Origin of the sequence: Reyranella sp., from assembly GCF_965279465.1 — a bacterium.
Taxonomy (GTDB): Bacteria; Pseudomonadota; Alphaproteobacteria; order Reyranellales; family Reyranellaceae; genus Reyranella.
This window is the reverse complement of the sequence record NZ_OZ257242.1, coordinates 3,012,268-3,037,644: the sequence shown is the minus strand read 5'-3', so window position 1 is coordinate 3,037,644 and position 25,377 is coordinate 3,012,268. Positions and strand designations below refer to the sequence as shown.

General features: G+C 65.6%; 22 protein-coding genes and 1 pseudogene. 21 read left to right on the top strand and 2 right to left on the bottom strand.

Annotation, left to right across the window (positions count from 1 at the left end; translation table 11 throughout):
* Window positions 1-25: 25 nt before the first annotated feature.
* Window positions 26-781, bottom strand: coding sequence for an IclR family transcriptional regulator domain-containing protein (locus ACQY8M_RS14790; protein WP_428673402.1), 756 nt, complete (start codon window positions 779-781; stop codon window positions 26-28).
* Window positions 782-954: 173 nt separating this feature from the next.
* Here ACQY8M_RS14790 and ACQY8M_RS14785 point away from each other — a divergent pair, with 173 nt between their 5' ends.
* From ACQY8M_RS14785 to ACQY8M_RS14770, 4 genes are all read left to right on the top strand, one after another.
* A complete protein-coding gene (locus ACQY8M_RS14785; RefSeq protein WP_428673399.1) occupies window positions 955-1,791 on the top strand; it encodes a TauD/TfdA dioxygenase family protein in 837 nt (278 codons plus the stop codon).
* A gap of 42 nt (window positions 1,792-1,833) precedes the next feature.
* Window positions 1,834-2,796: a Bug family tripartite tricarboxylate transporter substrate binding protein gene (locus tag ACQY8M_RS14780; protein WP_428673396.1), complete on the top strand. Its 963-nt coding sequence runs from the start codon at window positions 1,834-1,836 to the stop codon at window positions 2,794-2,796.
* A 190-nt stretch (window positions 2,797-2,986) separates the two neighbouring features.
* Window positions 2,987-4,537, top strand: a complete 1,551-nt coding sequence (locus ACQY8M_RS14775; RefSeq protein ID WP_428673393.1) for an ABC transporter substrate-binding protein — start codon at window positions 2,987-2,989, stop codon at window positions 4,535-4,537.
* A 92-nt stretch (window positions 4,538-4,629) separates the two neighbouring features.
* Window positions 4,630-6,075: an amidase gene (locus ACQY8M_RS14770; protein WP_428673390.1), complete on the top strand. Its 1,446-nt coding sequence runs from the start codon at window positions 4,630-4,632 to the stop codon at window positions 6,073-6,075.
* A 3-nt stretch (window positions 6,076-6,078) separates the two neighbouring features.
* On the opposite strand, the gene ACQY8M_RS14765 is transcribed toward ACQY8M_RS14770, so the two are convergent.
* Window positions 6,079-6,975, bottom strand: a complete 897-nt coding sequence (locus tag ACQY8M_RS14765) for a LysR family transcriptional regulator (RefSeq protein WP_428673387.1) — start codon at window positions 6,973-6,975, stop codon at window positions 6,079-6,081.
* Between the two features lie 100 nt (window positions 6,976-7,075).
* Here ACQY8M_RS14765 and ACQY8M_RS14760 point away from each other — a divergent pair, with 100 nt between their 5' ends.
* The 17 genes and pseudogenes from ACQY8M_RS14760 (at window position 7,076) to ACQY8M_RS14680 (ending at window position 25,347) form a co-directional block, all read left to right on the top strand.
* On the top strand, window positions 7,076-8,401 hold the full coding sequence (locus ACQY8M_RS14760; RefSeq protein ID WP_428673384.1) for an NAD(P)/FAD-dependent oxidoreductase: 1,326 nt from the start codon (window positions 7,076-7,078) through the stop codon (window positions 8,399-8,401).
* Window positions 8,398-9,471, top strand: a complete 1,074-nt coding sequence (locus ACQY8M_RS14755) for a M14 family metallopeptidase (RefSeq protein ID WP_428673381.1) — start codon at window positions 8,398-8,400, stop codon at window positions 9,469-9,471. The genes ACQY8M_RS14760 and ACQY8M_RS14755 overlap by 4 nt, the downstream gene beginning before the upstream one ends.
* Entirely contained in the window at window positions 9,468-11,036 is a 1,569-nt protein-coding gene (locus tag ACQY8M_RS14750; RefSeq protein ID WP_428673378.1) for an ABC transporter substrate-binding protein, read from the top strand. The genes ACQY8M_RS14755 and ACQY8M_RS14750 overlap by 4 nt, the downstream gene beginning before the upstream one ends.
* Before the next feature lie 39 nt (window positions 11,037-11,075).
* On the top strand, window positions 11,076-11,939 hold the full coding sequence (locus ACQY8M_RS14745) for a YgfZ/GcvT domain-containing protein (RefSeq protein WP_428673375.1): 864 nt from the start codon (window positions 11,076-11,078) through the stop codon (window positions 11,937-11,939).
* A gap of 67 nt (window positions 11,940-12,006) precedes the next feature.
* The gene (locus ACQY8M_RS14740) at window positions 12,007-12,618 is read left to right on the top strand and encodes a pyridoxamine 5'-phosphate oxidase family protein (RefSeq protein WP_428673372.1); all 612 of its coding nucleotides are present in this window, start codon (window positions 12,007-12,009) and stop codon (window positions 12,616-12,618) included.
* 73 nt (window positions 12,619-12,691) lie between these two features.
* Complete coding sequence (locus ACQY8M_RS14735) at window positions 12,692-14,497, top strand: gamma-glutamyltransferase family protein (protein ID WP_428673369.1); 1,806 nt, start codon at window positions 12,692-12,694, stop codon at window positions 14,495-14,497.
* Window positions 14,498-14,580: 83 nt separating this feature from the next.
* A complete protein-coding gene (locus ACQY8M_RS14730; protein ID WP_428673366.1) occupies window positions 14,581-15,306 on the top strand; it encodes a DUF1028 domain-containing protein in 726 nt (241 codons plus the stop codon).
* Complete coding sequence (locus tag ACQY8M_RS14725) at window positions 15,303-16,286, top strand: ABC transporter ATP-binding protein (protein ID WP_428673363.1); 984 nt, start codon at window positions 15,303-15,305, stop codon at window positions 16,284-16,286. Before ACQY8M_RS14730 ends, ACQY8M_RS14725 begins: the two co-directional genes overlap by 4 nt.
* A 109-nt stretch (window positions 16,287-16,395) precedes the next feature.
* The gene (locus ACQY8M_RS14720; protein WP_428673360.1) at window positions 16,396-17,469 is read left to right on the top strand and encodes an ABC transporter ATP-binding protein; all 1,074 of its coding nucleotides are present in this window, start codon (window positions 16,396-16,398) and stop codon (window positions 17,467-17,469) included.
* Window positions 17,466-18,983: an ABC transporter substrate-binding protein gene (locus tag ACQY8M_RS14715; RefSeq protein ID WP_428673357.1), complete on the top strand. Its 1,518-nt coding sequence runs from the start codon at window positions 17,466-17,468 to the stop codon at window positions 18,981-18,983. The genes ACQY8M_RS14720 and ACQY8M_RS14715 overlap by 4 nt, the downstream gene beginning before the upstream one ends.
* 19 nt (window positions 18,984-19,002) lie before the next feature.
* Window positions 19,003-19,944, top strand: a complete 942-nt coding sequence (locus ACQY8M_RS14710; protein ID WP_428673353.1) for an ABC transporter permease — start codon at window positions 19,003-19,005, stop codon at window positions 19,942-19,944.
* Window positions 19,941-20,828, top strand: a complete 888-nt coding sequence (locus ACQY8M_RS14705; protein WP_428673350.1) for an ABC transporter permease — start codon at window positions 19,941-19,943, stop codon at window positions 20,826-20,828. Before ACQY8M_RS14710 ends, ACQY8M_RS14705 begins: the two co-directional genes overlap by 4 nt.
* Window positions 20,829-20,901: 73 nt before the next feature.
* Window positions 20,902-22,494 carry a flavin-containing monooxygenase gene (locus tag ACQY8M_RS14700; protein WP_428673347.1) on the top strand — a complete coding sequence of 531 codons (1,593 nt, stop codon included), beginning with the start codon at window positions 20,902-20,904 and terminating at the stop codon, window positions 22,492-22,494.
* A gap of 78 nt (window positions 22,495-22,572) precedes the next feature.
* Window positions 22,573-23,073 (top strand): hypothetical protein, encoded by a 501-nt coding sequence (locus ACQY8M_RS14695; protein ID WP_428673345.1) that lies wholly within the window; start codon window positions 22,573-22,575, stop codon window positions 23,071-23,073.
* Window positions 23,051-23,338, top strand: a pseudogene (locus ACQY8M_RS14690) (MvdC/MvdD family ATP grasp protein); the annotation flags it as partial. The gene ACQY8M_RS14695 and the pseudogene ACQY8M_RS14690, both read left to right, overlap by 23 nt.
* On the top strand, window positions 23,339-23,995 hold the full coding sequence (locus ACQY8M_RS14685; RefSeq protein WP_428675630.1) for a hypothetical protein: 657 nt from the start codon (window positions 23,339-23,341) through the stop codon (window positions 23,993-23,995).
* A complete protein-coding gene (locus ACQY8M_RS14680) occupies window positions 23,992-25,347 on the top strand; it encodes an OmpA family protein (RefSeq protein ID WP_428673342.1) in 1,356 nt (451 codons plus the stop codon). Before ACQY8M_RS14685 ends, ACQY8M_RS14680 begins: the two co-directional genes overlap by 4 nt.
* Window positions 25,348-25,377: the final 30 nt, after the last annotated feature.

Sequence of the window (25,377 nt, the reverse complement as noted above, 5' to 3'; positions counted from 1 at the left end):
AAATGCCGTCACACCGGCCGTTGTATCAGGACGATCCCGTGCGAGCGACATCGGCGGCGATGGCACGGGCGAGCGACTGCAACCGCCTTCCAAAGCGCTGGCCCACTTCGGTCTCGCTCATGGCCGAGCGCGGAAAGCGCATCGACAGGCTCCCAAGCATCCGCGCGCTGCTGCGGACCGGCACCGCGATGCCCTGCAGCCGGGTCGGCCGCGGCGGCTGCGTGAAGGCGTAACCGTCGCGCCGCACCCGTTCCAGCACGGCGTCGAGCACCGCCTCCTGGCGCGGCGTCAACCCGCCGATATCGCGCAGGATGGCGCGGCGATCCGCGTCCGGACAGAAGGCCAGCCACGCCCGGCCAAGCGCGCTGATCAGGACCGGCCGGCGGGCGTTGAGCCCTGCGCCCTCGAAGGCCATCGGGCTCTCGGGCGCGGTCGAGTGACGGATGATGATCGCGCCCTGGCTGAGGCTGGCGAGATAGAGCGGCCAGCCATGGTCCTCGGTAAAGCGGCGCATATGCGGGATGGCCGCGTCCACCAGATGGTCGACGAAGCGGATCGATTCGGAGAGGCCGAGCACGCGGTCGGTCAGCCGGTAGCCCTGCGCGCGCGACACGCGCGCGGCATAGCCGAGCGCGATCAGCGTGTGCAGCAGGCGCACCACCGTGGGTCGCGGCAGGCCGGTCTCGCCGGTCAGAACGGCAAGCGTCGAGGTGCGCCGGTGGCTGAGCGCCTCCAGCACCGCGAAGCTGCGGCGCACGGGCTCGATGACGGTTGCGGACATCACGCCTCCCGACACCCCGAGCGCTGCGCGTCGCCGAAGATGCAGGCGAATGCACCGGCCGGCTGCGGTCGGAGTGATGACCGCATATTAGTCCGCATTACGGACTTTGTCGACTTTACCCGCGCGCCGGGTGGAGCGAAGCGTATGGTTCGGGCCAACGGAGGAAACAAGCAATGGCCTATCAATCGATCGAAGTGCGCAAGCTGACGCCCGCCATCGGCGCGGAGATCTTCGGCGTCGACCTCGCCAAGCCGCTCGGCAACCAGCAGTTCCAGGAAGTGCACGACGCGCTGATGGACAACCTGGTGATCTTCTTTCGCGACCAGAAGATGACCATCGACCAGCACAAGGATTTCGGTCGCCGCTTCGGCCCGCTGCATGTCCATCCCAACGCGCCGATCGAAATTCCCGAGCATCCCGAGATCCTGGTGATCAAGGCCAACGAGAAGTCCAAGCGCGTCGCCGGCGAAGAATGGCATTCCGACGTGTCGTGCGACGTCGAGCCGCCGATGGGCTCGATCCTCTATCTCACCGAGGTGCCGCCCGACGGCGGCGGCGACACGCTGTTCGCCAACATGTACCGCGCCTACGAGACGCTGTCGGACCCGATCAAGCAGATGCTGCAGGGCCTGACCGCGCTGCACGACAGCACCAAGGCGCACTACTACCGAACCAGGGCGACCGACCGGGAGGAGATGAAGTTCCCCAACGCCGAGCACCCCGTCGTGCGCACCCATCCGGTGACAGGCAGGCAGGGCCTGTACGTCAATCGCGGCTTCACGCTGCGCATCCCGCAGCTGCGCAAGCACGAGAGCGATGCGCTGCTCGAGATGCTCTACCGCCACATCGAGACGCCGGAGTTCCAGTGCCGCTTCCAGTGGCGGCCCAACTCGGTCGCCTTCTGGGACAACCGCTGCGCCCAGCACCACGCGATGTTCGACTACTTCCCGCACCGCCGCTACGGCCATCGCGTGACGGTGTGCGGCGACAAGCCGTTCTATCGAGCCTAGCCTCTCGTCCAGAGCGAAGCGAAGGTCGACAAAGAAAGTGGCATGATCAGACGCCGTCTCCTCCTGGGCGCAACTCTCGTCGCACCGTTCGCCGCGCGCGCCCAGACATACCCGAGCAAGCCGATTCGGGTGATCCTCCCCGGACCGGTCGGCGGACTGATCGACATCGCCGGCCGGGCCATCTCCGACGCCATGCAGCGCGAGCTCGGCCAGCCCTGGATGATCGATCCGCGGCCGGGCGCCAACGGCATCATGGCCGGGCAGATGTTCCTGTCGGCGCCGTCCGACGGCTACACGCTGTTCTTCACCGTGTCCGGCATCATGGCGCTGCCCTTCATCATGAAGGTGCCGTTCGACACCGTCACCGATTTCAAGCCGATCGCTATGGTCGGCATCAGCACGGCCCTGCTCTGCGTGCCGCCGCAATCACCGGCCGGCACGGTCGCGGAGTTCGTAGCCTACGCGAAGAAGAATCCCGGCAAGCTCAACTACCTCAACTCGGGCAACGGCACGGGCGCGCACCTTCTGCCCGAGCTGCTCAAGATCAAGTACGGCCTCGACGTCACCTCGATCTCCTACAAGGGCCTGCCGCCCGGCGTGCAGGACCTGCTCGCCGACCGGCTCGATCTCGGGATGGTGAGCACGACGCTGGTGATGCAGCACGTCAAGGCCGGCCGCCTGAAGGCGCTCGCCGTGATCGGCCCCGAGCGTCTGGCGGAGCTGCCGGACGTCGCGACCATGGCCGAGCAGGGCGTCGGCGACATCGAGGTGCGCTCCTCGTTGCCGCTCTACGGGCAGAAAGACCTGCCGACACCGATCGTCGAGCGCCTGAACAAGGCGGTGGCGGCGACGCTGGCCGATCCCGACACGCGCAAGCGCCTGGAGGCGGCCTTCATCCAGCCACTGTCCATGACGCCCGCCGAAGCGGCCGAGGCGATGAAGCGCGAATACGAGCGCCTCGGCGCGCTGATCAAGCAGCTCGGCATCAAGGCCGACGGATCCTGACACATCGAGGCGTTGACGCCGGCCGGGATACGCGTCTCACTGCACGCAGGGAGAAGTGAGTCCGGCTCAACGGACCACACCGGCAGTTGCCGGGGAACGCCAAGGAAGGAAGGCCGTCATGGTACGCGTCTTGTCCGTGCGTGCGTTTGGTTTGTCAGCGTGCTTGCGTTTGATCGGGATCGTGATCCTGATGGGAGCCATGCTCCCGTCCGGCGGCGCATGGGCGCAGAAGCAGGGCGGCGTGTTGCGCGTTGCCCATCGCGACAGCCCCGCCAGCATGTCGATCCACGAGGAAGGCACCGTCTCGGTGGTCGTGCCGGCGATGGGCGTGTTCAACAACCTCGTCGTGTTCGATCCGAAGATCCGGCAGAACAGCCTCGAGGGCATCGTGCCCGACCTCGCCACCAAATGGACCTGGAGCGAGGACGGCAAGACCCTGACGTTCGCGCTGCGCGAGGGCGTGACCTGGCACGACGGCAAGCCGTTCACGGCGGCCGACGTCAAATGCACCTTCGAGCTTCTGGCGGGTACGGCGCCGGACAACTTCAAGGTCAACTTCCGCAAGGGCTGGTACGCCAACGTCGAGAGGGTGACGACCAACGGCGACTTCGAGGCCGTCGTCCATCTCAAGACGCCGCAGCCCGCGCTGCTGGCGCTGCTCGCCTCGGGCTTCACGCCGGTCTATCCGTGCCACGTCCCGCCGGCCGAGATGCGCCGCGCGCCGATCGGCACCGGGCCGTTCAAGTTCGTCGAGTACAAGCCGAACCAGAGCATCAAGGTGGTGCGCAACCCGAACTACTGGAAGCCGGGGCGGCCCTATCTCGACGGCATCGAGTACACCATCATCGCCAACCGCTCCACAGCGCTCCTGTCCTTCGTCTCGGGAAAGTTCGACATGACCTTCCCGTTCGAGATCACCGTGCCGCTGATCAACGACGTGAAGGCGCAGATGCCCACGGCGCAGTGCGACATGTCGCCGATGAATGTCGCGGCGAACCTGCTGATGAACCCGGTGCCGCCGTTCGACAACCTCGAGATCCGCCGCGCCGTAGCCATGGCGATCGACCGCAAGGCCTTCGTCGACATCATGACCCAGGGCCAGGGCGACGCGGGCAGCGCCATGCAGCCCGGCCCCGAAGGACGCTGGGGCCTGCCGCCCGAGATTCTGCGCGAGATGCCGGGCTACGATCCCGACGTCGCCAAGAGTCGGGAGAAGGCGCGCGCCATCATGGCGGCGCACGGCTATGGGCCGAGCAAGCCGATCAAGCTCAAGCTCTCGACCCGCAACCTGCCGACCTATCGCGATGCGTCGGTCATCCTGATCAGCCAGCTCAAGGAGATCTGGATCGACGCCGAGTTGCAGATCGTCGAGACGGCGCAATGGGTGCCTAAGCTGATCCGGCGCGACTACCAGTTCGGCCTGAGCCAGGTCGGCAACGGCGTCGACGACCCCGACCAGACCTATCCGGAGAACTATGCCTGCGGGTCGCGCACCTACATGGACTACTGCAACAAGGAGATCGACGCGATGATCGCCCAGCAGTCGGCCGAGCGCGACCAGGAGAAGCGCCGCAAGATCGCCTGGGCGATCGACCGCAAGCTGACCGACGAGGCAGTGCGGCCGATGCTCTACTACATGCGCGGCGGCACCTGCTGGCGGCCGGAGGTGAAGAACCTCAGCATCATGGTCAACAGCATCTACAACGGCTGGCGCATGGAGGATGTCTGGCTCGATCGCTGACGGCCCATAACCTGTGAGAATGAAGACAGGGAGGAAAGGAATTTCTCCGCTTCCGGCCCGGGCGGCATAGTCGCCGGAAGGGAGATTGCGTCATGCCGCTTCAGGACTTCGCCGGCCGTACCGTCGCCGGGATCGTCGACGCCTTCACCTCCGGCAAGGTGGCGGCGCGCGACATCATCGAAGGGGTGCTGGCGCGCGCCGATCGGGCCAAGCCGTTCAATCCGATCGCCACGCTCGACGCGGACGGCGCTCGCGCAGCCGCAGATACCCTCGACACGCGCCACAAGCGCGGCACAGAATTCGGCAGGCTGGCCGCGGTGCCGGTTTCGGCCAAGGACCTGATCCTGACCAAGGGGCTGCGGACGGCGTTCGCCTCGCTCACCATGAAGGACAACGTGCCGGCGAGCGACGCCGACGCCATTGCCCAGTGGCGCGCCGCAGATGCCGTACTCTTCGCCAAGACGACGACACCGGAATACGGCCATAAGGTGCTGACCGACAGCCGCCTGCACGGCGTCACGCGCAACCCCTGGAATCCCGACCATACGTCGGGCGGCTCGAGCGGCGGCGCGGCCGTCTCGATCGCACTGGGCCTCGGCCCGATCGCGATGTCGACCGACGGCGCGGGCTCCGGCCGCATTCCCGCGGCGTGCTGCGGAGTCTACGGCCTGAAAGCAACGCTCGGACGCGTGCCGCACGAGGTGCCGCCCGACCAGTTCGGCCAGCTCACCTATCTCGGAGTCATGGCGCGCCATCCCGCCGATCTGGGCGCCGGCCTGGCCTCGATGTCCCGCGGCCATCGCGACGATCCCTGGAGCGCCGCGATCGGGCGAACGCCGTTTGCCTGGCCGTCGACCGGCGTCGCCGATCCGATCGCCGGCAAGCGCATTACCGTCATCCGCCGCATGACCGGCGGCTACCTCGATCCCGAGGTCGAGGCCCGGCTCGAGGCGGCGCTCGCCTTCCTTGACGCGCGCGGCGCGCGCATCACGGAAATGGACGGTCGCGAGGTCGACTGGAAGCTCGATGTCGCGCGCATCATCCTGCGCGCCAACCAGATCGAGCGTTTCGGCGAAATCCTGAAGACACGCCGCGGCGAGCTCGATCCCTCCTTCGCCAGGACGCTCGACGAGGGCGATGCCATCGACGTCGTGGCGCTGCGTCGCGCATTGACGGATCGAACGCTCGCCTACCGCTCGGTTCAGAAGCTTTTCGGCGATGCCGACCTGCTGCTGACGCCGACGGTCGCGACGCCGGCGCCGCTTGCCTCACAGGACCAGTTCGCGCCGCTGGTGGTCGACGGCAAGCCGATCGGCGACCTGCGCGCCGCCTGGTATACTTACACCATCCCCTTCAACATGACCGGCCATCCGGCGATCAGCATTCCCTTCGGTCAGTCGAAGGCCGGCCTGCCGATCGGCATCCATTTCGTGGCACCGTGGTACGAGGAGGCGGGGCTGATCGCCCTCGCCGAGGCCTTCGACTCCGAGACCCGCGCTTCCACCCTGTTCCCGCCCGGCTTCGCCCCCGGCAGCTGACCTTCAATCCACGCCGATGGCGCGCAGATGTGCTTTCATCGCGTCGAGGAAAGCGTCGGCCAGCCGCGACGGCTTGCGAAAGCGCGGCCGCAGCGCGTGGAACAGATAGCGGATGCGCGGCTCGAACGGCACGACGGCAAGACCATCGCGCTTGTAGTCGCGCGCCGTGAAGGGCTCGACGATCGCCACGCCGAGCCCGCGCGCCGCCAGGGCGCAGGCATCGGCGGAGGAGTAGACGTCGACCTGCAGCTTGCGTTCGATGTGCTCCTGCTCGAACACGGCGTCGATCAGGTGGCGCATGCGGCCGTCGAGCGGGAACGACAGGAAGCGCTCGCCACGCAGGTCGGCCGGCCGGATCACCTTGCGCCGCGCGAGCCGATGATCGCCGGGCAGCACGCAGACGGCAGCCGCGCGGCTCAGCTCCTCGCTCACGATCGAGGGGTGCTCGAACGGCATCATCGAGAATCCGAGATCGAGCTGCTGATCGACCATCTTCTGATGGATATAGGTCGAGCTCCTGACGTGAAACACGACATGCGCCCTGGCGTGGCGCTCGATGAATGCCGCCATCACATCGGGCAGCACGGTGCGGCCGAGCGAGTAGGTCGAGCAGATCACGAGGTCGCCGACTTGCCGGTCGCGGATTGCGCGCGCCACCTCATTGACCTGCTCGAGGCTGTGGTAGAGCCGTGCGACTTCCGCCGCCAGCAGGTGCGCCTCGCTGGTCGGCGCCAGCCGCCGCTTGATGCGGGTGAACAGCGGATAGCCGATCTCGAGCTCGAGCCCGGCCAGGATTTTGCTGACCGCGGGCTGCGACACGCCCAGCCGTTCGGCCGCGGCCGTCACGCTGCCGCGCTCCATGATGGCGCGGAAGGCGTCGAGCTGGCGCGGCGATATCATCATAACTCCAGGGAATTGATTGCCGCCGACAATGACTTTGACCCTCTCCGCCAGCAAGACGAGAGTGCATCGCGACGGCCTCTGAGGAGCAGACGCGTTCATGCCTGAGCGGGACGACCGGATCTTCGCCGGCGACTACAAGGAGGAGCCCTACTGGTGGGAAGCCTTCCGGCCGCGGGCCATCGAAGCGCCTGCCCTGCCGCGTCGGACCGATGTCGTGGTGGTGGGCGGCGGCTATGCCGGTTTGTCCACCGCCCGCGCGCTGGCCGACGGCGGCATCGAAAGCGTCGTTGTCGACGCCGGCGACTTCGGCTCGGGGGCCAGCACGCGCAGCGGCGGTGCGATCAGCGCCGGTCTCAGCATCGGCAAGAGCTTCACCGGCAAGACGCTGGCCTACGAACCCACCTTCGTCCGCGAGGTGGTGGGCTGGTCGATCGCCGCCTATCGCTCATTGCACGAACTGGTCGCGAGCGAGAAGATCGACTGCCATCTCGAGCAGCGCGGCCGCTTCCTCGGCGCCTGCGCCAGCTCGCACTACGATGCCCTGCGCGTGCGCCATGAGAAGCTGCGGGCCGGCGGCGCCACCGACTGCCACCTCGTCAGCCGCCAAGAGCAGCGCGCCGAGATCGGCAGCGACTACTATCACGGCGGGCTGGTGCTCGAGACCGCCGGCAAGCTGCACCCAGCGCTGTTCTACGGCGGGCTGCTCGCCGCGGTGAGACGGCGGAACTCGATCACCCTGGCCGGGCAAACCCGCGCCTCGAAGCTCGAACGCAGCGGCGCCGGCTGGAGAGTAGTCACCTCGGCCGGCGAGATCACGGCGAAGCACGTCGTCGTCGCAACCAATGGCTATACGGGCGCGCTCACGCCGCACCTGCAGCGCCGCCTCGTGCCGATTGCGAGCCATGTCATCGCGACCGAGGAACTGCCCGAGGGGATGGCACTCAAGCTCTGCCCGAAGGGGCGGACCTTCTCCGAAACGCGCCGCGTGCTGAACTACTACCGACTGTCGCCCGACGGAAAGCGCGTGATCTTCGGCGGCCGCGCCCGCTTCACCGAGATCGACGGGCGACAGCGTGCAAGACTCCTGCGGCGCTCGCTGCTCCAGCGCTTTCCCGAGATGGCGGGCACGCGGATCACCCATAGCTGGCAGGGCAACGTCGCCTTCACCTATGACGCCCTGCCCCACGCCGGCTGTTTCGACGGGCTTCACTTCGTCGTTGGCTGCAACGGCAGCGGCGTATCGATGATGCCCTATCTCGGCGATTCCATGGGCCGCGCGCTGGCCGGCCGCCTGCACGGCAGGCTGCCATTTGCGGACGTGCCGTTGCCTTCCATCCCGCTCTATTCCGGCAAGCCATGGTTCCTGCCGGCGATCGGCGGCGCCTTCCGCGCCCTCGACTATTTCGACGAAAGGATCCGATGAGCGCCGCGTACTTCTCCGAGACCTACGCACAGGCCCGACGGCGCTTCCTCGAGGCAGCGCGCGAGCGGTCGGCCGAAATCGATTCCTATCGCCATGCTCGCCAAGGCGCCGAGGGCGAGGAGCTTGCGCTGGACACCGCCCTGCTCGGCGCGTCCGACGCGGACCGGCTGTTCATCATCAGCTCGGGCACGCATGGACCCGAGGGCTTCTCGGGCTCGGCCTGCCAGCTCGCGTTGCTGAACGACGAGCTCTCGCGCCGCGCCGGCGAGAGCGGCATCGGGCTGCTTCTGGTCCATGCGGTGAATCCGTTCGGCTTCTCGCACCTGACGCGGACCAACGAGGACAACATCGACCTCAACCGCAACTTCAACGACTTCGGCCGGCCCTATCCGCCAAATCCGGTCTATGAGGAAATCCACTCCCTGCTGATACCGCCATCCTGGCCGCCGAGCGAAGACAACGAAGCGGCTCTCGCCCTGGCGATGACCCGCCTCGCGGGCCAGCGCTCGCCGGGCGTCTCGAGCGGACAGAACCGCCATCCCGATGGCCTTTTCTATGCCGGCACCGGGCCAAGCTGGAGCAACCGCACGATCCGCTCGATCCTACAGCGCTACGGGCGCAACCGCCGTCACATCGCCTGGATCGACATTCACACCGGCCTCGGCCCATACGGGCATGGCGAAAAGATCTTCGGCCGGCACGGCGCCGAGACGACGGCTCGTGCCAAGGCCTGGTGGGGCGCCGACCTCATCGTGAGCACGGCGGCGGAGTCGGTGTCTCCGCGCACTGCCGGCTACATGATGGCGTGTTGCCGGGAAGAGTGTCCGGGTATCGCGATCACCCATTCGACAATGGAATACGGCACCCTGCCATCGCCGCAGGTTCGGCATGCGCTGCGGGGAGAGGCCTGGCTCGCCGGGCATCCCGATGCACCGGACGACATTGCCGGGGCGATTCGCCGGGCCGCGCGCGACGCGTTCTTTGTCGATGCCGACGACTGGAAGGGAATGATCCTCGGCCAGTTCCGCGCCTTTGCACTTCAGACCATCAACGGATTGAGCACCTCATGAAAATCCATCGCCTTCTTCTCGCGCTCGCCGGCATGGTGCTTGCGGCGCCGGTCTCGGCGCAATCGACGATCAGGATCGTCATGCATTCGGACCTCAAGATCGTCGATCCGATCTGGGCCTCGACCCAGATCAGCCGCACGCACGGCTACATGGTCTACGACACCCTGTTCGGACTGGACGAGCAGTTGAGGCCGCAGCCGCAGATGGTCGGCTCCTGGACTGTCGATGCCGCGGGCCTCGTCTACGACTTCGTCCTGCGCGATGGACTCACGTGGCACGACGGCGCGCCAGTCACGGCGGAAGATTGCATCGCCTCCCTGAAACGCTGGGGCGGCCGCGATCCGATGGGCCTGAAGCTCTTTGCCTATGTCAAGGAACTCTCGGCGCCCGACGCGAAGACGATCAGGCTCGAGCTCAAGCAGCGCTACGGCATGGTGCTGGAGTCGCTCGCCAAGCCGGCCGGCATCGTGCCCTTCATGATGCCCAAGCGTGTCGCCGACACACCGTTCACGCAGCAGATCAAGGATCCGACCGGCTCCGGCCCGTTCATCTTCAAGGCCGACGAATGGCGGCCGGGCGAGAAGGTCGTCTATGTGAAGAACCCGAAGTACGTGCCGCGCGCCGAGCCGCCGTCGGCTTTCGCCGGCGGCAAGACGGTGAAGGTCGATCGGGTCGAATGGCCGTCGATCAGCGATCCGCAGACCGCGGTGAGCGCGCTGCAGAACGGCGAGATCGACGCTGTCGAATCGCTGTCGCACGACCTCATGCCGTTGTTGGCAAAGGACAAGGGGATCACCGTCGCGCGCGGTGCCTATCCCAGCCAGTACGCCCTGCGACCGAACTGGCTGCATCCGCCGTTCGACAATCCGAAGCTCCGCCGCGCACTCGCCTACGGGCTTGACCAGAAGGAGTTCCTCCAGTCGGCGGTCGGCGATCCGGCCTTCTGGCGGCTGTGCAAGACCTATTTCGGCTGCGGCACGCCGCTGGCGACCGACGTCGGCACTGCGGGCCTCCTCGAAGGCAACGTGGCGCGTGCCCGCGAGCTGGTGAAGGAGGGAGGCTACGACGGAACACCGGTCGTGCTGCTGCACATCACCGACATCGCCGTGCTGTCGAATCTCGCGCCGGTCGCCAAGGCCCAGCTCGAGCGGATGGGGTTCAAGGTCGACATGGTCTCGTCCGACTGGCAGACGCACATCGCGCGCGTGATGCGTCGCGAGCCACCGGCGCAGCGCGGCTGGAACGTGACGCTGTCAAGCACCGGCATCATCGACGTCGTGAATCCGGTGACCTCGCTTTTCCTCAATTCCGCCTGCGAGAAGGCCTCGGCAGGCTGGCCATGCGACGCCGAGATGGAGAAGCTCCGGGACGCCTTCGCCCGCGAGCCAGATCCCACCAAGCGAAAGGCCCTGTCCGACGAGATCCAGGTGCGCGGCCTGCAGATCGGCACCCACTACCCTCTGGGCGAATGGTACTCGGCGTCAGCCGTCAGCAGCCGTACGACCGGCTGGCTGCGGCCGCCGTCGGCCTCGGTGTTCTGGGGCGTCGAGCGAACGGGTCGCTAGCGTCTTGCCAAGGGCGGGGCCACGCCCCAATTCTTCGGCATGGTCTCACTCCAGTACAGTTTGCTGCCCCACCGCAGTGTCATCGGCATTGCCGGCCCCGATCGCGTCGAGTTCCTCCAGGGGCTGATCTCCAACGACACGACCAAGGTCGGCCCCGGCCAGGCGATCTGGGCGGCGTTGCTGACGCCGCAGGGGCGCTTCCTCAACGACATGTTCGTGGTCGAGGACGGCAGCGGCACGTTCCTGATGGAAACCGAGCGTGACCGGGCGCCGGCGCTCGCCCGGAAGCTCAAGATGTACACGCTTCGCTCCAAGGTCACTGTCGAGGATCGCTCGGCAGCGATGGAGGTGGCAGTCGTGTTCGGGCCAGACGCCGGCAGGATCCTGCCCGTCGCCGGGGCGACCGCGTTCGTCGATCCGCGCCTCCCAGAGCTCGGCGTGCGGGTGCTGGCGCCCGTGGGCCAGACCGCTGCGCTGCTCGGGCTGACCGAGGCGCCGGTCACCGACTACGAAGCGATGCGGCTTCGGCTCGGCGTGCCGGACGGCAGCCGGGACCTGCCGGTCGAGAAGGCGCTGCTTCTGGAGAGCGGCTTCGACGAGCTGCACGGCGTCGACTGGAAGAAGGGCTGCTACATGGGCCAGGAACTGACGGCCCGCACCAAGTATCGCGGCCTGATCAAGCGCCGGCTGTTCCCGGTGCGGATCGAGGGTCCCCTGCCCGCCTCGGGTGCACCGGTCCATCGCGACGGCAAGGAGGTCGGCGAGATCCGCTCGGGCCAGGGCGACCGCGCGCTCGCCATGCTGCAGATCGACGCCGCCAACGGGGCGCTGACCGCCGACGGAGCGACGCTTTTCCCGGAGCGGCCTGCCTGGATGCAGATCCCCGATCCCAAACAGGTGTGACGCGCCAGACACTTGCGATACCATTATCCCTGCATTGGGCAACGCCGCTGCCCAGGGAAGGGGAACCGTGTCGCAATTCGTCAGCACCGAAGCCGAGCTCGAGGCGATCTATGGCCTGCCGGCCGGCGCAGCGGTGATCAAGGAGATCGATCACATCTCCGATCATTATCGCCGCTTCATCGAGACCTCGCCCTTCGTCGTTCTCGCCACGTCGGGCCCGGAAGGGCTGGATTGCACGCCGCGCGGCGATCCGCGCGGCTTCGTCCGCGTGGCCGACAGCCGGACCGTCATGCTGCCCGACCGGCGCGGCAACAACAGGATCGACACGCTGCGCAACATCGTCCGCGACCCGCGCATCGCGCTCCTGTTCCTGATCCCCGGCATCGGCCGGACGCTGCGCATCAATGGCCGCGCCGCGATCAGCATCGACCCGGAACTCTGTGAGTCCTTCACCCTCGAAGGCAAGGTGCCGCGCAGCGTCATCGTCGTCACCGCGGAAAGCGTCTACACGCAGTGTCCCAAGGCGCTGGTTCGTTCCCGGCTGTGGGATCCCTCACTGCATCTCGACGAGAGCAGCCTGCCGAGCAGCGGCACGATCATGAAGGCGCTGCAGCAGGGCTTCGACGGCGACACCTACGATCGCGAGTACCCGCAGCGGCTCAAGGAGACGATCTACTGAGTCGCCCGCTGGCGAACCCGCTTCCCCGGGCTTAAGGTCTCCTCCGGATTTTTGCACGCCCCGGAGGCAGGCCTTGAAGCTGATCAATCCCAATCCCTTCACCACCCGGCCGGAGATCACCGGCACGTTCGGCGTCGTGACCTCGACGCACTGGATCGCCACGGCCGTCGGCATGGGCATCCTGGAGCGCGGCGGCAATGCCTTCGACGCGGCGGTGGCGACCGCCTTCACCCTGCAGGTGGTCGAGCCGCATCTCTGCGGCCCGGGCGGCGACGCCCCGCTGGTCTTCCACGCGGTGAAGAAGGGCAAGACCGAGATCCTGTGCGGCCAGGGCGTGATGCCGGCCAAGGCGACCATCGCGCACTTCAAGGGGCTGGACCTCGACCTGATTCCCGGCACCGGCCTGTTGCCGGCCGCCGTGCCCGGCACCTTCGACGCCTACATGCTGATGCTGCGCGACTACGGCACGATGCGGCTCAGCGACGTGCTGGCGCCCGCCATCGGCTATCTTATGAACGGCCATCCGATCGTCGAGCGCGCGGCCGCGACCATCGACACGGTGAAGCAGAACTTCCGCGACAACTGGCCGACCTCCGCGGCCGTTTATTTGCCGGGCAACAAGGTGCCGATGCCGGGCTCGCTATTCGCCAACCCCGCGGTCGGCAATACCTACCTGCGCATCATCAAGGAAGCCGAGGCGGGTGGCGGCGGCCGCGAAGCCGAGCTCGAGCGGGCGCGCAAGGTCTGGAGCCAGGGCTTCGTCGCCGAGGCGATCGACCGCTTCTACACCCATGAGGAAATCATGGACGTGTCGGGCAAGCGCAACAAAGGCCTGCTGCGCGGCGACGACATGGCGAAGTGGCAGGCGACCATCGAGGCGCCGCTGACCTATGAATACGGCCGCTACACGGTCTGCAAGGCGGGTCCCTGGGCGCAGAGCCCGGTGACCCTGCAGCAACTCGCGCTGCTCAAGGGCTTCGACCTCGACGGCGCCGATCCGACCAGCGCCGACTTCATCCATACCGTAGTCGAGGCGAGCAAGCTCGCCTTCGCCGACCGCGAAGCCTTCTACGGCGATCCGAAGTTCGTCGACGTGCCGATGCAGACCCTGCTGTCGGACGCCTACAACGCCGACCGGCGCAAGCTGATCGATCCGGCGCACGCGTCGCTCGACCAGCGGCCGGGCAAGGTCGACGGCTACGGCGGCGTGGTGAAGCTGCGCAAGGCCGACGGCTCGCGTGCCGCGGTGGCGGCGAGCGGCGCCGGCGAGCCGACGGTGGGCCGCATGGGGCAGATGAGCGGCGACACGGTGCATTTCGACATCGTCGACAAGGACGGCAACATGGTATCGGCCACGCCCTCGGGCGGCTGGCTGCATGGCTCGCCGGTCGTGCCGGAACTCGGCTTCCCGGTCGGCACCCGCGGCCAGATCTGCTGGCTCGAGGAAGGCCAGCCCTCCTCGCTCGCACCGGGCAAGCGGCCGCGCACCACCCTCACGCCGACCCTCGCCCATCGCGACGGCGAGCCGTACATGTGCTGGGGTTCACCGGGCGGTGACCAGCAGGAACAGTGGATCACGCAGATGTTCCTGCGCCACGTCCATTGCGGCATGAACCTGCAGGAGTCGATCGACGCACCGGCCTGGCACAGCGAGCATTTCCCCTCTTCGTTCTGGCCGCGCACCGCCCGTCCGGGCGTGCTCGTGCTGGAAGGGCGCGTGCCGGCCGAAACGGTCCAGGAATTGCGTAAGCGGGGCCATGAGGTCGAGATGAACGACGACTGGTCCGAGGGCCGCCTGACCGCCGCCAGCCGGGAGGATCCGTGGCGCAAGGCCGCCGCCAATCCGCGCGGCATGCAGGGCTACGCGGCTGGGCGATAAGGAATGGCTTCGCTGGGACCGCGCCACTCCGTGGCGCTCATGATCATGATTCTGAGCGCCACGGAGTGGCGCGGTCCCAGCGCATGACGTGGTCGATCATTTTCAGGGAGCGCGATAGCGGGCGCATCGCCATCGCGGTGGCGACCAAGTTCTTCGCGGTCGGCGCGCGTGTGCCGTACATCGAGGCCCGGAAGGGCGCCGTCGCTACCCAGGCACTGGTCAATCCGCTCTATGGAATCGACGGGCTCAAGCTGATCCGCGACGGCGTCGGTGCCGCCGACGTGATCCGCATCCTCACCGCCCGCGATGACGGCCGCGAGCACCGCCAACTGCACGTGCTGGCCTCCGATGGCCAGTTTGCTGCCTATACCGGCGCCGAATGCGTGCCGTGGTGCGGCCATTGGACCGGCGAGGATTTCTCGGTGGCGGGCAACATGCTGGCCGGGCCGCAAGTCGTGTCCGAAACCGTGCGCGTGCTGCGCGAGCGCTCGGATCTCGAGCTGCCGCGACGGCTGATCGCGGCCCTCAAGGCCGGCGAGAAGGTCGGTGGCGACAAGCGCGGCAAGCAATCGGCCGCGCTGGTGATCTACGGCAACGACGAGCAGTCCGAGCTCGACCTTCGGGTCGACGACCATGTCGAGCCGTTGCTCGAGCTGGCGCGGCTGGAATCGGTGAGCCGGGAGCTCTGGACGAATATCCGGCCCTTCCTGCCGACGCGGCAGAATCCGGCCGGTATCTACGATCGCGCCCTGATCGATGCCGAGGTCGAGAAGAGCTGGGCCGCGGTGCGCGCCAAAGCGGCCGAATGACTGCACCGCTGCTGGAACTCAGGCGGCTGGCCGTCAGCTTCGCGACCGACGACGGCACCGTGCAGGCCGTCGACGGCATCGACCTCGCCCTGCAGCGCGGCCGCACGCTTGGCCTGGTCGGCGAGTCGGGCTGCGGCAAGAGCGTCACTTCGCTCGCCGTGATGGGCCTGCTCCCGCCGGAGAATTCCCGGGTAAGCGGCGAGGTCCATTTCGAGGGCCGCGACCTGCTGAAGATCGCGCCGAACGAGCTGCGCGACCTGCGCGGCGCGCGGCTGGCGATGATCTTCCAGGAACCGATGACCTCGCTCAATCCCGCCTATACGATCGGCAACCAGATCGTCGAGGCGATCCAGCGCCACCAGGGCCTGAACGCGGCGGATGCACGGGCACGGGCGATTGCGGTGCTGAAGCTGGTGCGCATCTCGAACCCCGAGAAACGAGTCGACGACTATCCGCACAAGCTCTCCGGCGGCATGCGCCAGCGCGCCATGATCGCCATGGCGCTGGCCTGCGGGCCGCAGCTGCTGATCGCAGACGAGCCGACGACCGCGCTCGACGTCACCATCCAGGCGCAGATCCTCGACCTGATGCGCGGCCTGCGTCGCGACACCGGCACCGCGATCATCCTGATCACGCACGATCTCGGGGTGGTGGCCGAGATGGCCGACGATGTTGCGGTGATGTACGCCGGGCAGATCGTCGAGCGCGCGCCGGTTCAATCGCTGTTCGCGCGGCCCGAGCATCCCTACACGGTCGGCCTGCTGGGCTCGATCCCCAAGCTCGACCAGAAGCGCGAGCGCCTGCCCTCGATCGAAGGCCGCGTGCCCGACATGGCCCATCCGCCCGAAGGCTGCCGCTTCGCCGCCCGCTGCCCCTTCGTCGAGCCGGCCTGCCGCGCGGCCGTGCCGCCGCTGGTCGAGGTGGCGCCCGACCATCTCAGCCGCTGCCGCCGCGCCCCGCTCAGCGGAGTGCTGTCGTGACTGCGCTGGAACTGTGCTGGGAGCGCGGCTCTCCAGAGCCGCTCATGGCATGTGGCAGCCGAAAGAAAGAGCGGCTCTGGAGAGCCGCGCTCCCAGCTTGGTCCCAACCATGAGCGCGTTGCTCGAGGTCGAGGGGCTGGCCAAGCACTTTCCGGTGAAGAGCGGCATGTTCGGTCGCACCTCGGCGCATGTTCGTGCGGTCGACGGTGTCGACTTCCATGTCGAGGAAGGCGAGACGCTCGCCGTGGTGGGCGAATCGGGCTGCGGCAAGTCGACGGTCGGCCGGCTCGTGCTGCGCCTGATCGAGCCGAGTGCCGGGCAGGTTCGCTTCGAAGGCGACGACCTGCTGGCGCTCGACCAGGACCAGATGCGCGCGCGCCGGCGCCGCCTGCAGGTGATCTTCCAGGACCCGTATGCCAGCCTCAATCCGCGGATGACGGTCGGCGCCATGCTGGGCGAGCCGCTGTTCCTCCATCGTCTCGTCGGCAACGAGGCGCAGCGACGGGCCCGGGTCGGCGAGCTGCTCGAGCTGGTCGGCCTCAGGCCCGAGCACGCGCGGCGCTATCCGCACGAATTCTCCGGCGGCCAGCGCCAGCGCCTCGCCATCGCGCGCGCCCTCGCGGTCGAGCCGCGGCTGATCGTGGCCGACGAACCGGTGTCGGCGCTCGACGTGTCGATCCAGGCGCAGGTCATCAACCTGATGCGCTCCCTGCAGCAGCGCTTCGGCCTCGCCTACATCTTCATCAGCCACGATCTCGCGGTCGTGAAGCACATCGCCGACCGCATCGCCGTAATGTACCTCGGCAAGATCGTGGAGACCGCGACGACCGACGAGCTGTTCCGCAACCCACGCCATCCCTACACGCGCGCGCTCTTGTCCGCCGTGCCGCTGCCCGACCCGACGGCGGTGCGCGAGCGGGCGCTGCTCGAAGGCGACATCCCGAGCGCGATGAACCCGCCGTCAGGCTGCCGCTTCCACACCCGCTGCCCGTTCGTGCGCGAGAGTTGCCGGAGCGACGTCCCGGTGCTGGCCGACGACGGCACAGGACATGCCACGGCCTGCCCGTGGTGGCCCGAGCTCCCGCCGGCCGCGGCGTTGATTGCCACGACCATGCCGGACCAGGATCGGCGAAGACTAGACCGCCTGCAGGCGGCATTCGTGTCACAGACGGAGGAAACATGAAAAGACTGGCGCACTGTCTCTCCCTGGCGCTGACGCTCACCGCTGCGATGGCCGGCGGCGCGCTCGCCCAGACCAACCTGCGGATCGGCCTCGCCGAGGATCCCGACGTGCTCGATCCGACTCTGGCGCGAACCTACGTCGGACGCATCGTCTTCGCCTCGATCTGCGACAAGCTGTTCGACATCGACGAGAAGCTGGCGATCGTGCCGCAGCTCGCCCTGAGCCACGAGACTTCGGCCGACGGCAAGACCGTCACCATCAAGCTGCGCCCCAACGTGAAGTTCCACGACGGCGAGCCGCTCACCGCCGAGGCCGCGAAGTACAGCCTCGACCGCCATCTCACGATGAAGGGCTCGTTCCGCAAGCCCGAGCTCGGCTCGGTCGACAAGGTCGAGGTCGTCGATCCGCTGACCATCAAGCTCTCGCTGAAGGAGCCGTTCTCGCCGCTGCTCGCCCAGCTCACCGACCGCGCCGGCATGATGGTGTCGCCCAAGGCCGCGGAAGCCGCCGGGGACAAGTTCGGCCTGAAGCCGGTCTGCGCCGGCCCCTACAAGTTCGTCGAGCGGGTCCAGCAGGACCGTATCGTGGTCGAGAAGTTCGCCGACTACTGGAACAAGGACCAGGTCTTCATCGACAAGATCACCTACCTGCCGATCGTCGACGGCACGGTGCGTCTGGCGAACCTGCGCTCCGGCGGCCTCGACCTGATCGAGCGCGTGCTGGCGACCGACATCAAGAGCGTGCGCGACAATCCCAAGCTCAGGCTCAGCAAGGCGGTGTCGCTGGGCTACACCGGGCTCACGATCAACCTCAGCAACGGCCCCAAGGCCAACACGCCGCTGGCCAAGGATGCCCGCGTGCGCCGCGCCTTCGAGCTCAGCCTCGACCGCGACGCCATCAACCAGGTCGTCTTCAACGGCGAGTTCGTGCCGGGCAACCAGTGGATCAGCCCGCTGAACCCGTACTATCAGGAGAAGTTCCCCGTCCCGAAGCGCGACGTCGCCAAGGCGAAGGCGCTGCTCAAGGAAGCCGGCGTCACCGGCCCGATCGCGCTCGACTTCATGGTGCCGAACGGCGCCGAGACACGCGCGGTCGCGGAGGTCGTGCAGTCGATGGCGGCCGAGGCGGGCTTCGACCTGAAAATCCGGGTCACCGAGTTCGCGACATCGCTGAAGCAGGCCGAGGACGGCGATTACCAGGTCTTCCTGATCGGCTGGAGCGGCCGCAGCGATCCCGACGGCAATTCCTTCTCGTTCCAGACCTGCGGCTCGCCGCAGAACAACTCGGGCTATTGCGACAAGGAGGTCGATGCCGCCCACGCCGAAGCGCGCGCGAAGACCGGTGTCGCCGAACGCAAGAAGGCCTACGAGAAGGTCGCCGAGAAGTATCTCGCCGACGGCTCGATCAAATATCTCTACCACGCGCAGGTGCTGGTCGCGCACTCCGACAAGCTCGAGGGCTATCGGCCGATGCCCGACGGCCTCGTCCGCGTCATCGGTCTCAAGCTGAAATAACCCCAGGGTGCCATAGACCGTGCTCGCCTTCCTCACCCAGCGGCTGCTGCAGATCATCCCGACGCTGATCATCGTGTCGATGCTGATCTTCGGCCTGCAGCAGCTGCTGCCCGGCGATCCGGCGCTGATCATGGCGGGCGAGGAACGCGACCCGAAGGTGCTCGCGGAGATCCGCGAGCAGTACAAGCTCGATCAGCCGATCCCGGTCCAGTACCTCTACTGGGTCAAGGGCGTGCTGACGGGCAACCTCGGCGAATCGATGCGGCTCAAGAGCTCGGTGAGCTCGCTGGTCGCCGAGAAGCTGCCGGTGACCTTGCAGCTTGCCTTCATGGCGCTGCTGATCGCGATCGGCGTCGGCATCCCCGCCGGCATCGTCTCGGCGGTGAAAAAGGAAACGCTGTGGGACTACGGCGCCAACCTGTTCGCGCTGTGGGGGCTCAGCACGCCGAACTTCTGGCTCGGCATCCTGATGATCTTCCTGTTCTCGGTGACGCTCGGCTGGCTGCCGGCGTCCGGCTACGTGCGGCTGGGCGAGGACTGGAAGTCGAGCCTCGCCACCACCATCATGCCGGCCTTCGTGCTGGGCAACGCGCTCGCCGCCGTGCTGATGCGCCATACGCGCAGCGCCATGCTGCAGGCGATGGGCACGGATTATGTCCGCACCGCGCGCGCCAAGGGCCTGCACGAGAACCGCGTGGTGCTGAAGCACGCCCTGCGCAACGCCATGACGCCGGTGATCACCCTGCTGGCGCTCGACTTCGGCACGCTGCTGTCGGGCGCGGTGCTGACCGAGCAGATCTTCTCCATCCCGGGCTTCGGCAAGCTGATCGTCGATTCGGTGTTCAATCGCGACTACGCCGTCGTGCAGGGCGTCGTGCTGGTGACCTCGTCGATCTACATCTCGCTCAACCTGCTGGCGGACGTGGCCTACGTGCTGGTCAATCCGAGGCTGCGCGGATGACCGTCACCGCCCTGCCCCCGCAAGCCGCCGCCGCCACCGCGCAGGAAGAGAACCCCTGGGCGCGCGCCTGGCGGAGGCTGAAGCGCCGCAAGGGCGCGATGGCCGCGCTGTTCGTGGTGGTGTTCCTGATCCTGCTCGCCGTCCTCGCGCCGTGGATCGCGCCCTACGATCCGACCGCCACCAGCTTCAGCACGGTGCGCAAGCCGCCGTCCTGGGCGCACTGGTTCGGCACCGACGAGGTCGGCCGCGACGTGCTCTCGCGCATCCTGTTCGGCGCCCGCGCCTCGCTCAGCGCCGGCCTCGTCTCGGTCGGCATCGCGGTCGGCGCCGGCGTGCCGCTCGGGCTGCTGGCGGGCTATGCCGGCGGCTGGATCGACGCGGTGCTGTCGCGCGTGGTCGATGCGATGCTGGCCATCCCCTTCCTGATCCTGGCGATCGCGCTGGCCGCCTTCCTCGGCCCCAGCCTGACCAATGCGATGATCGCGATCGGCGTCACCGCCACGCCGGTCTTCATCCGCCTGACGCGCGGCCAGACGCTCGGCGCCAAGGTCGAGGACTATGTCGAGGCCGCCCGCGCCGTCGGCAATCCGCACTGGCGCATCGCGCTGCGGCACGTGCTGCCCAACATCGTCCCGCCGCTGCTGGTCCAGGCGAGCCTCGCCATCGCCGGCGCGATCATTGCCGAGGCGGCCCTGTCGTTCCTCGGCCTCGGCCAGCAGCCGCCGGCGCCGTCGTGGGGCAGCATGCTGAACACCGCCCAGCGCTTCATCGCCCAGGCGCCGTGGATGGCGTTCTGGCCGGGTTTCGCGATCTTCTTCGCCGTGCTGTCGTTCAACCTGCTGGGCGACGGGCTGCGCGACGCGCTCGATCCGCGGCACAAGTAGCGGCCTCGCAGAGCGGCCCCGCTCCCTGCCCTCCCCCCTAGCGGGGGCGGGGAATCTGAGGGACGATGGCGTCATGACATACGACGCAATCATCATCGGGGCCGGGATTTCCGGTCTGTATCAGCTCCTCACCCTGCGCAGGCTCGGCCTGTCCGTCCACGTGTTCGAATCCGGCACGGGCGTGGGCGGGACGTGGTACTGGAACCGGTACCCGGGTGCGCGGTTCGATTCGGAGAGCTATTCCTACGGCTACTCCTTCAGCCAGGAGCTGCTCGACGAGTGGGACTGGACCGAGCATTTCTCGCCGCAGCCCAAGACGCTGGAATATCTCAACGTCGTCGCCGACAAGTTCGACCTGCGCCGCGACATCACCTTCAACGCCAAGGTGACCGCCGCCCACTGGCGCGAGGCCACGCGCGACTGGCACGTCACGCTGGAGGACGGCAGCACGCACGACGCGCGCTTCCTGATCACCGCCATCGGCCCCCTCTCCGCCCCGACCATGCCGACCATCCCGGGCGTCGAGGACTTCAAGGGCTTCTCCTGCCACACCGCGCGCTTCCCCAAGGAGCCGGTCGATTTCAGGGGCAAGCGGGTCGCCGTGATCGGCACCGGCGCGACGGGCGTCCAGACCATCCAGGAGGTGGCCAAGACCGCCGGCACCCTGACGGTCTTCCAGCGCACGCCCAACTGGACCGCGCCCTTGCACAACAGCCCGATCTCCAGGGAGGAGATGGCGGAGATCCGCAAGACCTACCCCGACATCCTGAAGCGCTGCCAGGAGACCTTCTCCTGCTTCCTGCACACGCCCGACCCGCGCGGCACCTTCGAGGTCGCGCCCGAGGAGCGCGAGGCGCACTGGGAGAAGCTCTACGGCTCGAAGGGCTTCGGCATGTGGCAGGGCAACTTCCGCGACATACTCACCGACCGCAAGGCCAACGCAGCCGTCTCAGAGTTCGTGGCGCGCAAGATCCGCCAGCGGGTGAAGGACCCCAAGGTGGCCGAGAAGCTGATCCCCACCAACCACGGCTTCGGCACGCGGCGGGTGCCGCTCGAGACGAAGTACCTCGAGGTCTACAACCAGCCGAACGTGCGGCTGGTCGACATCAAGGAGACGCCGATCGAGCGCATCACGCCGGCCGGCCTCGACACGACGGCGGAGAAATTCGAGTTCGACATCATCATCTACGCCACCGGCTTCGACGCGATCACCGGCAGCTTCGACCGCATCGACTTCCGGGGCGTCGACGGCCTCAGGCTCAAGGACAAGTGGAAGGGCGGCCCGAAGACCTGGCTCGGCGTGCAAGTCGAGGGCTTCCCCAACATGTTCATGCTGATGGGCCCGCACACCGCGCTGGGCAATATCCCGCGCAGCATAGAATACAATGTCGACTGGGTGACCGGCGTGATCCGCCACATGCGCGAGAACGGCCTGACCCGCGCGGAATGCAGCCCCGAGGGCGTCGCCGCCTGGACCGAGCACGTGAAGTCGCTGGGCGTGGGCCTGCTGTCCAACGAGATCGACAGCTGGATGACCGGCATCAACCGCAACGTCGAGGGCAAGAACGAGCGGATCATCGCGCGGTATTCGGGCAGCGCGCCGGCGTACCGGGCGCGCTGCGATGCTGTGGCGGAGGGTGGGTATCGGGAGATGAAGTTGGGGTAGAGCACAACCGGCGTCTACTCGCTTGACAGTTGCCTTACGCTAACTGACGCTTCCGATGCTGCCATTTGGAGCGACAAGATGAAACCATTCATTTTACGGGAAAAGCTGAAATTGGCGAGCGAGCCAGCGCCGTCGACTCAGCACACGTATGACCAAGTTAGGCAGATCTGGATAGATAGGAAGTCTGGAAAGCCGCTGGTTATGCTTCTAGAGCGCGGGTCGCTTTCATCCCAGTTCGGCGAGACGACGCTGACAGAAACGCGAGAAGGCGTGGATCAGACGGAGTCTTCGAACGTTCACGATTCCCAATTCAAAGAGACCGCTTTGACTGGAACGCGCGAGGCCGCGAAGCAACGCGAAGTCATCGCTTTGCGCCCATCACAATTCGGCGAGACTAGTACAACAGCAACGCTCGAAGGTGTGGATCAGAGCGATACTTCCGTTGCACTGTCGTCTCCCTTTGGAGAAACCACGATAACGAAGACTTTCGAGGGAACCGATCAACGGGAGGTAACTGCTACTGCGGCCCTCGACGACAGCGAGTTTACGTCGGCCAATGCTCCTTATTCTTACATCTAATCGCGACTTTTCCGCTGACTACCTTATAGTCTATTTGCTAGATCGTGGACTTCCGTATTTTCGGCTTAATGCTGAAGATCTAACTCACGCTGAATTGGGCTTAGAGCTCGAAAAAAGCGACACTCACAAGTCCATTGCATTGGGATCCAAATACCTCGATTTACACCAGGTTCGTTCTGTCTGGTATCGACGGGTATTGCAGCCGAGCCCAAACACCTCGCTTACTTTATCAGAGCGCGCATTCGTTGCAGGAGAAATTCGGCACTTGGCGACCGGCTTGGTACTCAATTCCAACGTGACTTGGGTCAATCCAATCGAGAAGGTAGCCCTCGCTGAACACAAGCTATATCAGTTGCGACTTGCGCAACAACTCGGCTTAGCAATACCACGCTCAATCGTTTCCCGAAACCCCAGGCGCCTCCGAGAATTCATTTCAAAGAGTCAATTTGGTGCTATTTGTAAGCCCATTTTCCATGGATTGTTTTTTGACGAGTCTGGCCAGTACTCCATCTACACTCGGAGAGTAAGCGCTGACGCCTTTTCTGGCGACACTCTAGAAATATGTCCTGTTTTTCTACAAGAAGAAATCCCTCGGCAAGCTGACGTCCGAATTACATTTATTGGTTCTACGTTCTTTACTGTCGACATACTTGGCCGAGAAGGCCTCGTTGATTGGAGGGCACCAGACAGCGAGGCAAATTTTCATGTTTCGACGGTTAGCGAAGCCGTAATCAGTCGATGCCAGCTCATGCTTCAAACCTTGGGCCTACGGTATGGAGCATTTGATTTTATAAGAACTCCGGATGGACGCCTCGTTTTTCTCGAAATCAACCCCACTGGTGAGTGGGCGTGGCTGGAAGACATACTTGCGTTGCCGATGCGGGAGTCTTTCGTTCGTCTACTTTATGATGAAACTCCATGAAATTTACTTTTACTGCATCTCAACCTAAGTCTCTATTCTCGCTCGGCCCTCGACAAGCGGCAAAGCAGATTTGTCAAATGATTGGAGCCCTTCTGCGGCTCTCTTGGAATACCCTTATCCCGTTTGAACGAACTCCGGGTGAGCCGCAATCGCTACCCTCTCCTGAATCGGCTGTTGATGAAAAATCTATCGAACAATGCCTCTGGATATACGAGCAGGTTGAGACAACGCGCGACGATTTGGAGAAGAAGGCGCAGTCCACCTTCTCGGTTATCGCAGTCCTTGTACCGTTGATCGGATCAATCTTCCTGTTTTTAGTCAAGGAAACGTCTCCCTTTGTCTCAGACCGTTTTATGGCCTCGGTTACATATGCGCTAGGTATTTGCGGAGTGCTATTGTTAATGGGGTTCATCTCGGCAATTAGAGCGGCATCTGTCAAACAGCGTGAGATTCTCTACGTTGGAGCAGTAGTAGATCCAGAGAATGGCTACTTCAGAAAGTACGATGAATCTTTCCACGCGCGTGGCCTAATATATTGCGCAATAAAGAACGCTGCAATGAACGGTCACATCGCGCAGTTGGTCAAGGGTGCGCAAATTCTGACGTCGATTGCGGTGGTTTCGCTTTTTCTAGTAACTATTTTTGTCGGATCGGTTTTGTCCGCACATCGCCCCCCTCCGCCATCGACCCGAATCTCTGGGCCAGTAGATCTATCAGTGGCGTCAGTGAGCGCACTTAAAGACACGCATGCCGGCCAGAGCGATAGCTACCTGCCGGGAATGGAACGCAAGTTGGCCGAAATTGAGGTACAGTTGTCTGATGCTCGAGCAATGATTACCGACCAAAATGCGAGAATGTTGGATCTGGATCGGAAAACTACAGAACTATACATTGGCAGAATCGAAGAGCTTGCACGCTACCGCTCTCAATTTTTTGGGAAACTACGCGAAGTACTTGGGCGTCAGCCGAATATAGAAATAGTTGGTGATCGCTTTGTTTTTCAGTCTGAAGTTCTGTTCCCTCTCGGTTCTGCCCAGCTGCAACCTAGTGGAGAGGCGCAGTTAGTGCGCGTGGCACAGCAGTTAGTTGAGCTTACTAGAATAATTCCCAAAGACATCGACTGGGTATTGCAGGTCAACGGCCATACTGATGGCCAGCCGATCAGTACGGCCGCCTTCCGCACTAATTGGGAGTTGTCAGTAGCGCGCGCCGTAGAGGTCGTAAGATTCCTTAGCACGCAGGGCATTCAGAGCGAGCGACTCGCCGCAGCAGGATACGGTGAATATCGTCCCCTATCGAAGATCGAAGACGGACGCAATCGACGTATCGAACTTAAACTAACCACACCGTAGTTTTTCGACAATTCGAAAGCTAGCTGCTTT

Coding starts and splice junctions, on each gene's coding strand:
- ACQY8M_RS14790 (WP_428673402.1), bottom strand. CDS start 781: ATGTCCGCAACCGTCATCGAGCCCGTGCGCCGCAGCTTCGCGGTGCTG.
- ACQY8M_RS14785 (WP_428673399.1), top strand. CDS start 955: ATGGCCTATCAATCGATCGAAGTGCGCAAGCTGACGCCCGCCATCGGC.
- ACQY8M_RS14780 (WP_428673396.1), top strand. CDS start 1,834: ATGATCAGACGCCGTCTCCTCCTGGGCGCAACTCTCGTCGCACCGTTC.
- ACQY8M_RS14775 (WP_428673393.1), top strand. CDS start 2,987: ATGGGAGCCATGCTCCCGTCCGGCGGCGCATGGGCGCAGAAGCAGGGC.
- ACQY8M_RS14770 (WP_428673390.1), top strand. CDS start 4,630: ATGCCGCTTCAGGACTTCGCCGGCCGTACCGTCGCCGGGATCGTCGAC.
- ACQY8M_RS14765 (WP_428673387.1), bottom strand. CDS start 6,975: ATGATATCGCCGCGCCAGCTCGACGCCTTCCGCGCCATCATGGAGCGC.
- ACQY8M_RS14760 (WP_428673384.1), top strand. CDS start 7,076: ATGCCTGAGCGGGACGACCGGATCTTCGCCGGCGACTACAAGGAGGAG.
- ACQY8M_RS14755 (WP_428673381.1), top strand. CDS start 8,398: ATGAGCGCCGCGTACTTCTCCGAGACCTACGCACAGGCCCGACGGCGC.
- ACQY8M_RS14750 (WP_428673378.1), top strand. CDS start 9,468: ATGAAAATCCATCGCCTTCTTCTCGCGCTCGCCGGCATGGTGCTTGCG.
- ACQY8M_RS14745 (WP_428673375.1), top strand. CDS start 11,076: ATGGTCTCACTCCAGTACAGTTTGCTGCCCCACCGCAGTGTCATCGGC.
- ACQY8M_RS14730 (WP_428673366.1), top strand. CDS start 14,581: ATGACGTGGTCGATCATTTTCAGGGAGCGCGATAGCGGGCGCATCGCC.
- ACQY8M_RS14725 (WP_428673363.1), top strand. CDS start 15,303: ATGACTGCACCGCTGCTGGAACTCAGGCGGCTGGCCGTCAGCTTCGCG.
- ACQY8M_RS14720 (WP_428673360.1), top strand. CDS start 16,396: ATGAGCGCGTTGCTCGAGGTCGAGGGGCTGGCCAAGCACTTTCCGGTG.
- ACQY8M_RS14715 (WP_428673357.1), top strand. CDS start 17,466: ATGAAAAGACTGGCGCACTGTCTCTCCCTGGCGCTGACGCTCACCGCT.
- ACQY8M_RS14705 (WP_428673350.1), top strand. CDS start 19,941: ATGACCGTCACCGCCCTGCCCCCGCAAGCCGCCGCCGCCACCGCGCAG.
- ACQY8M_RS14700 (WP_428673347.1), top strand. CDS start 20,902: ATGACATACGACGCAATCATCATCGGGGCCGGGATTTCCGGTCTGTAT.
- ACQY8M_RS14695 (WP_428673345.1), top strand. CDS start 22,573: ATGAAACCATTCATTTTACGGGAAAAGCTGAAATTGGCGAGCGAGCCA.
- ACQY8M_RS14680 (WP_428673342.1), top strand. CDS start 23,992: ATGAAATTTACTTTTACTGCATCTCAACCTAAGTCTCTATTCTCGCTC.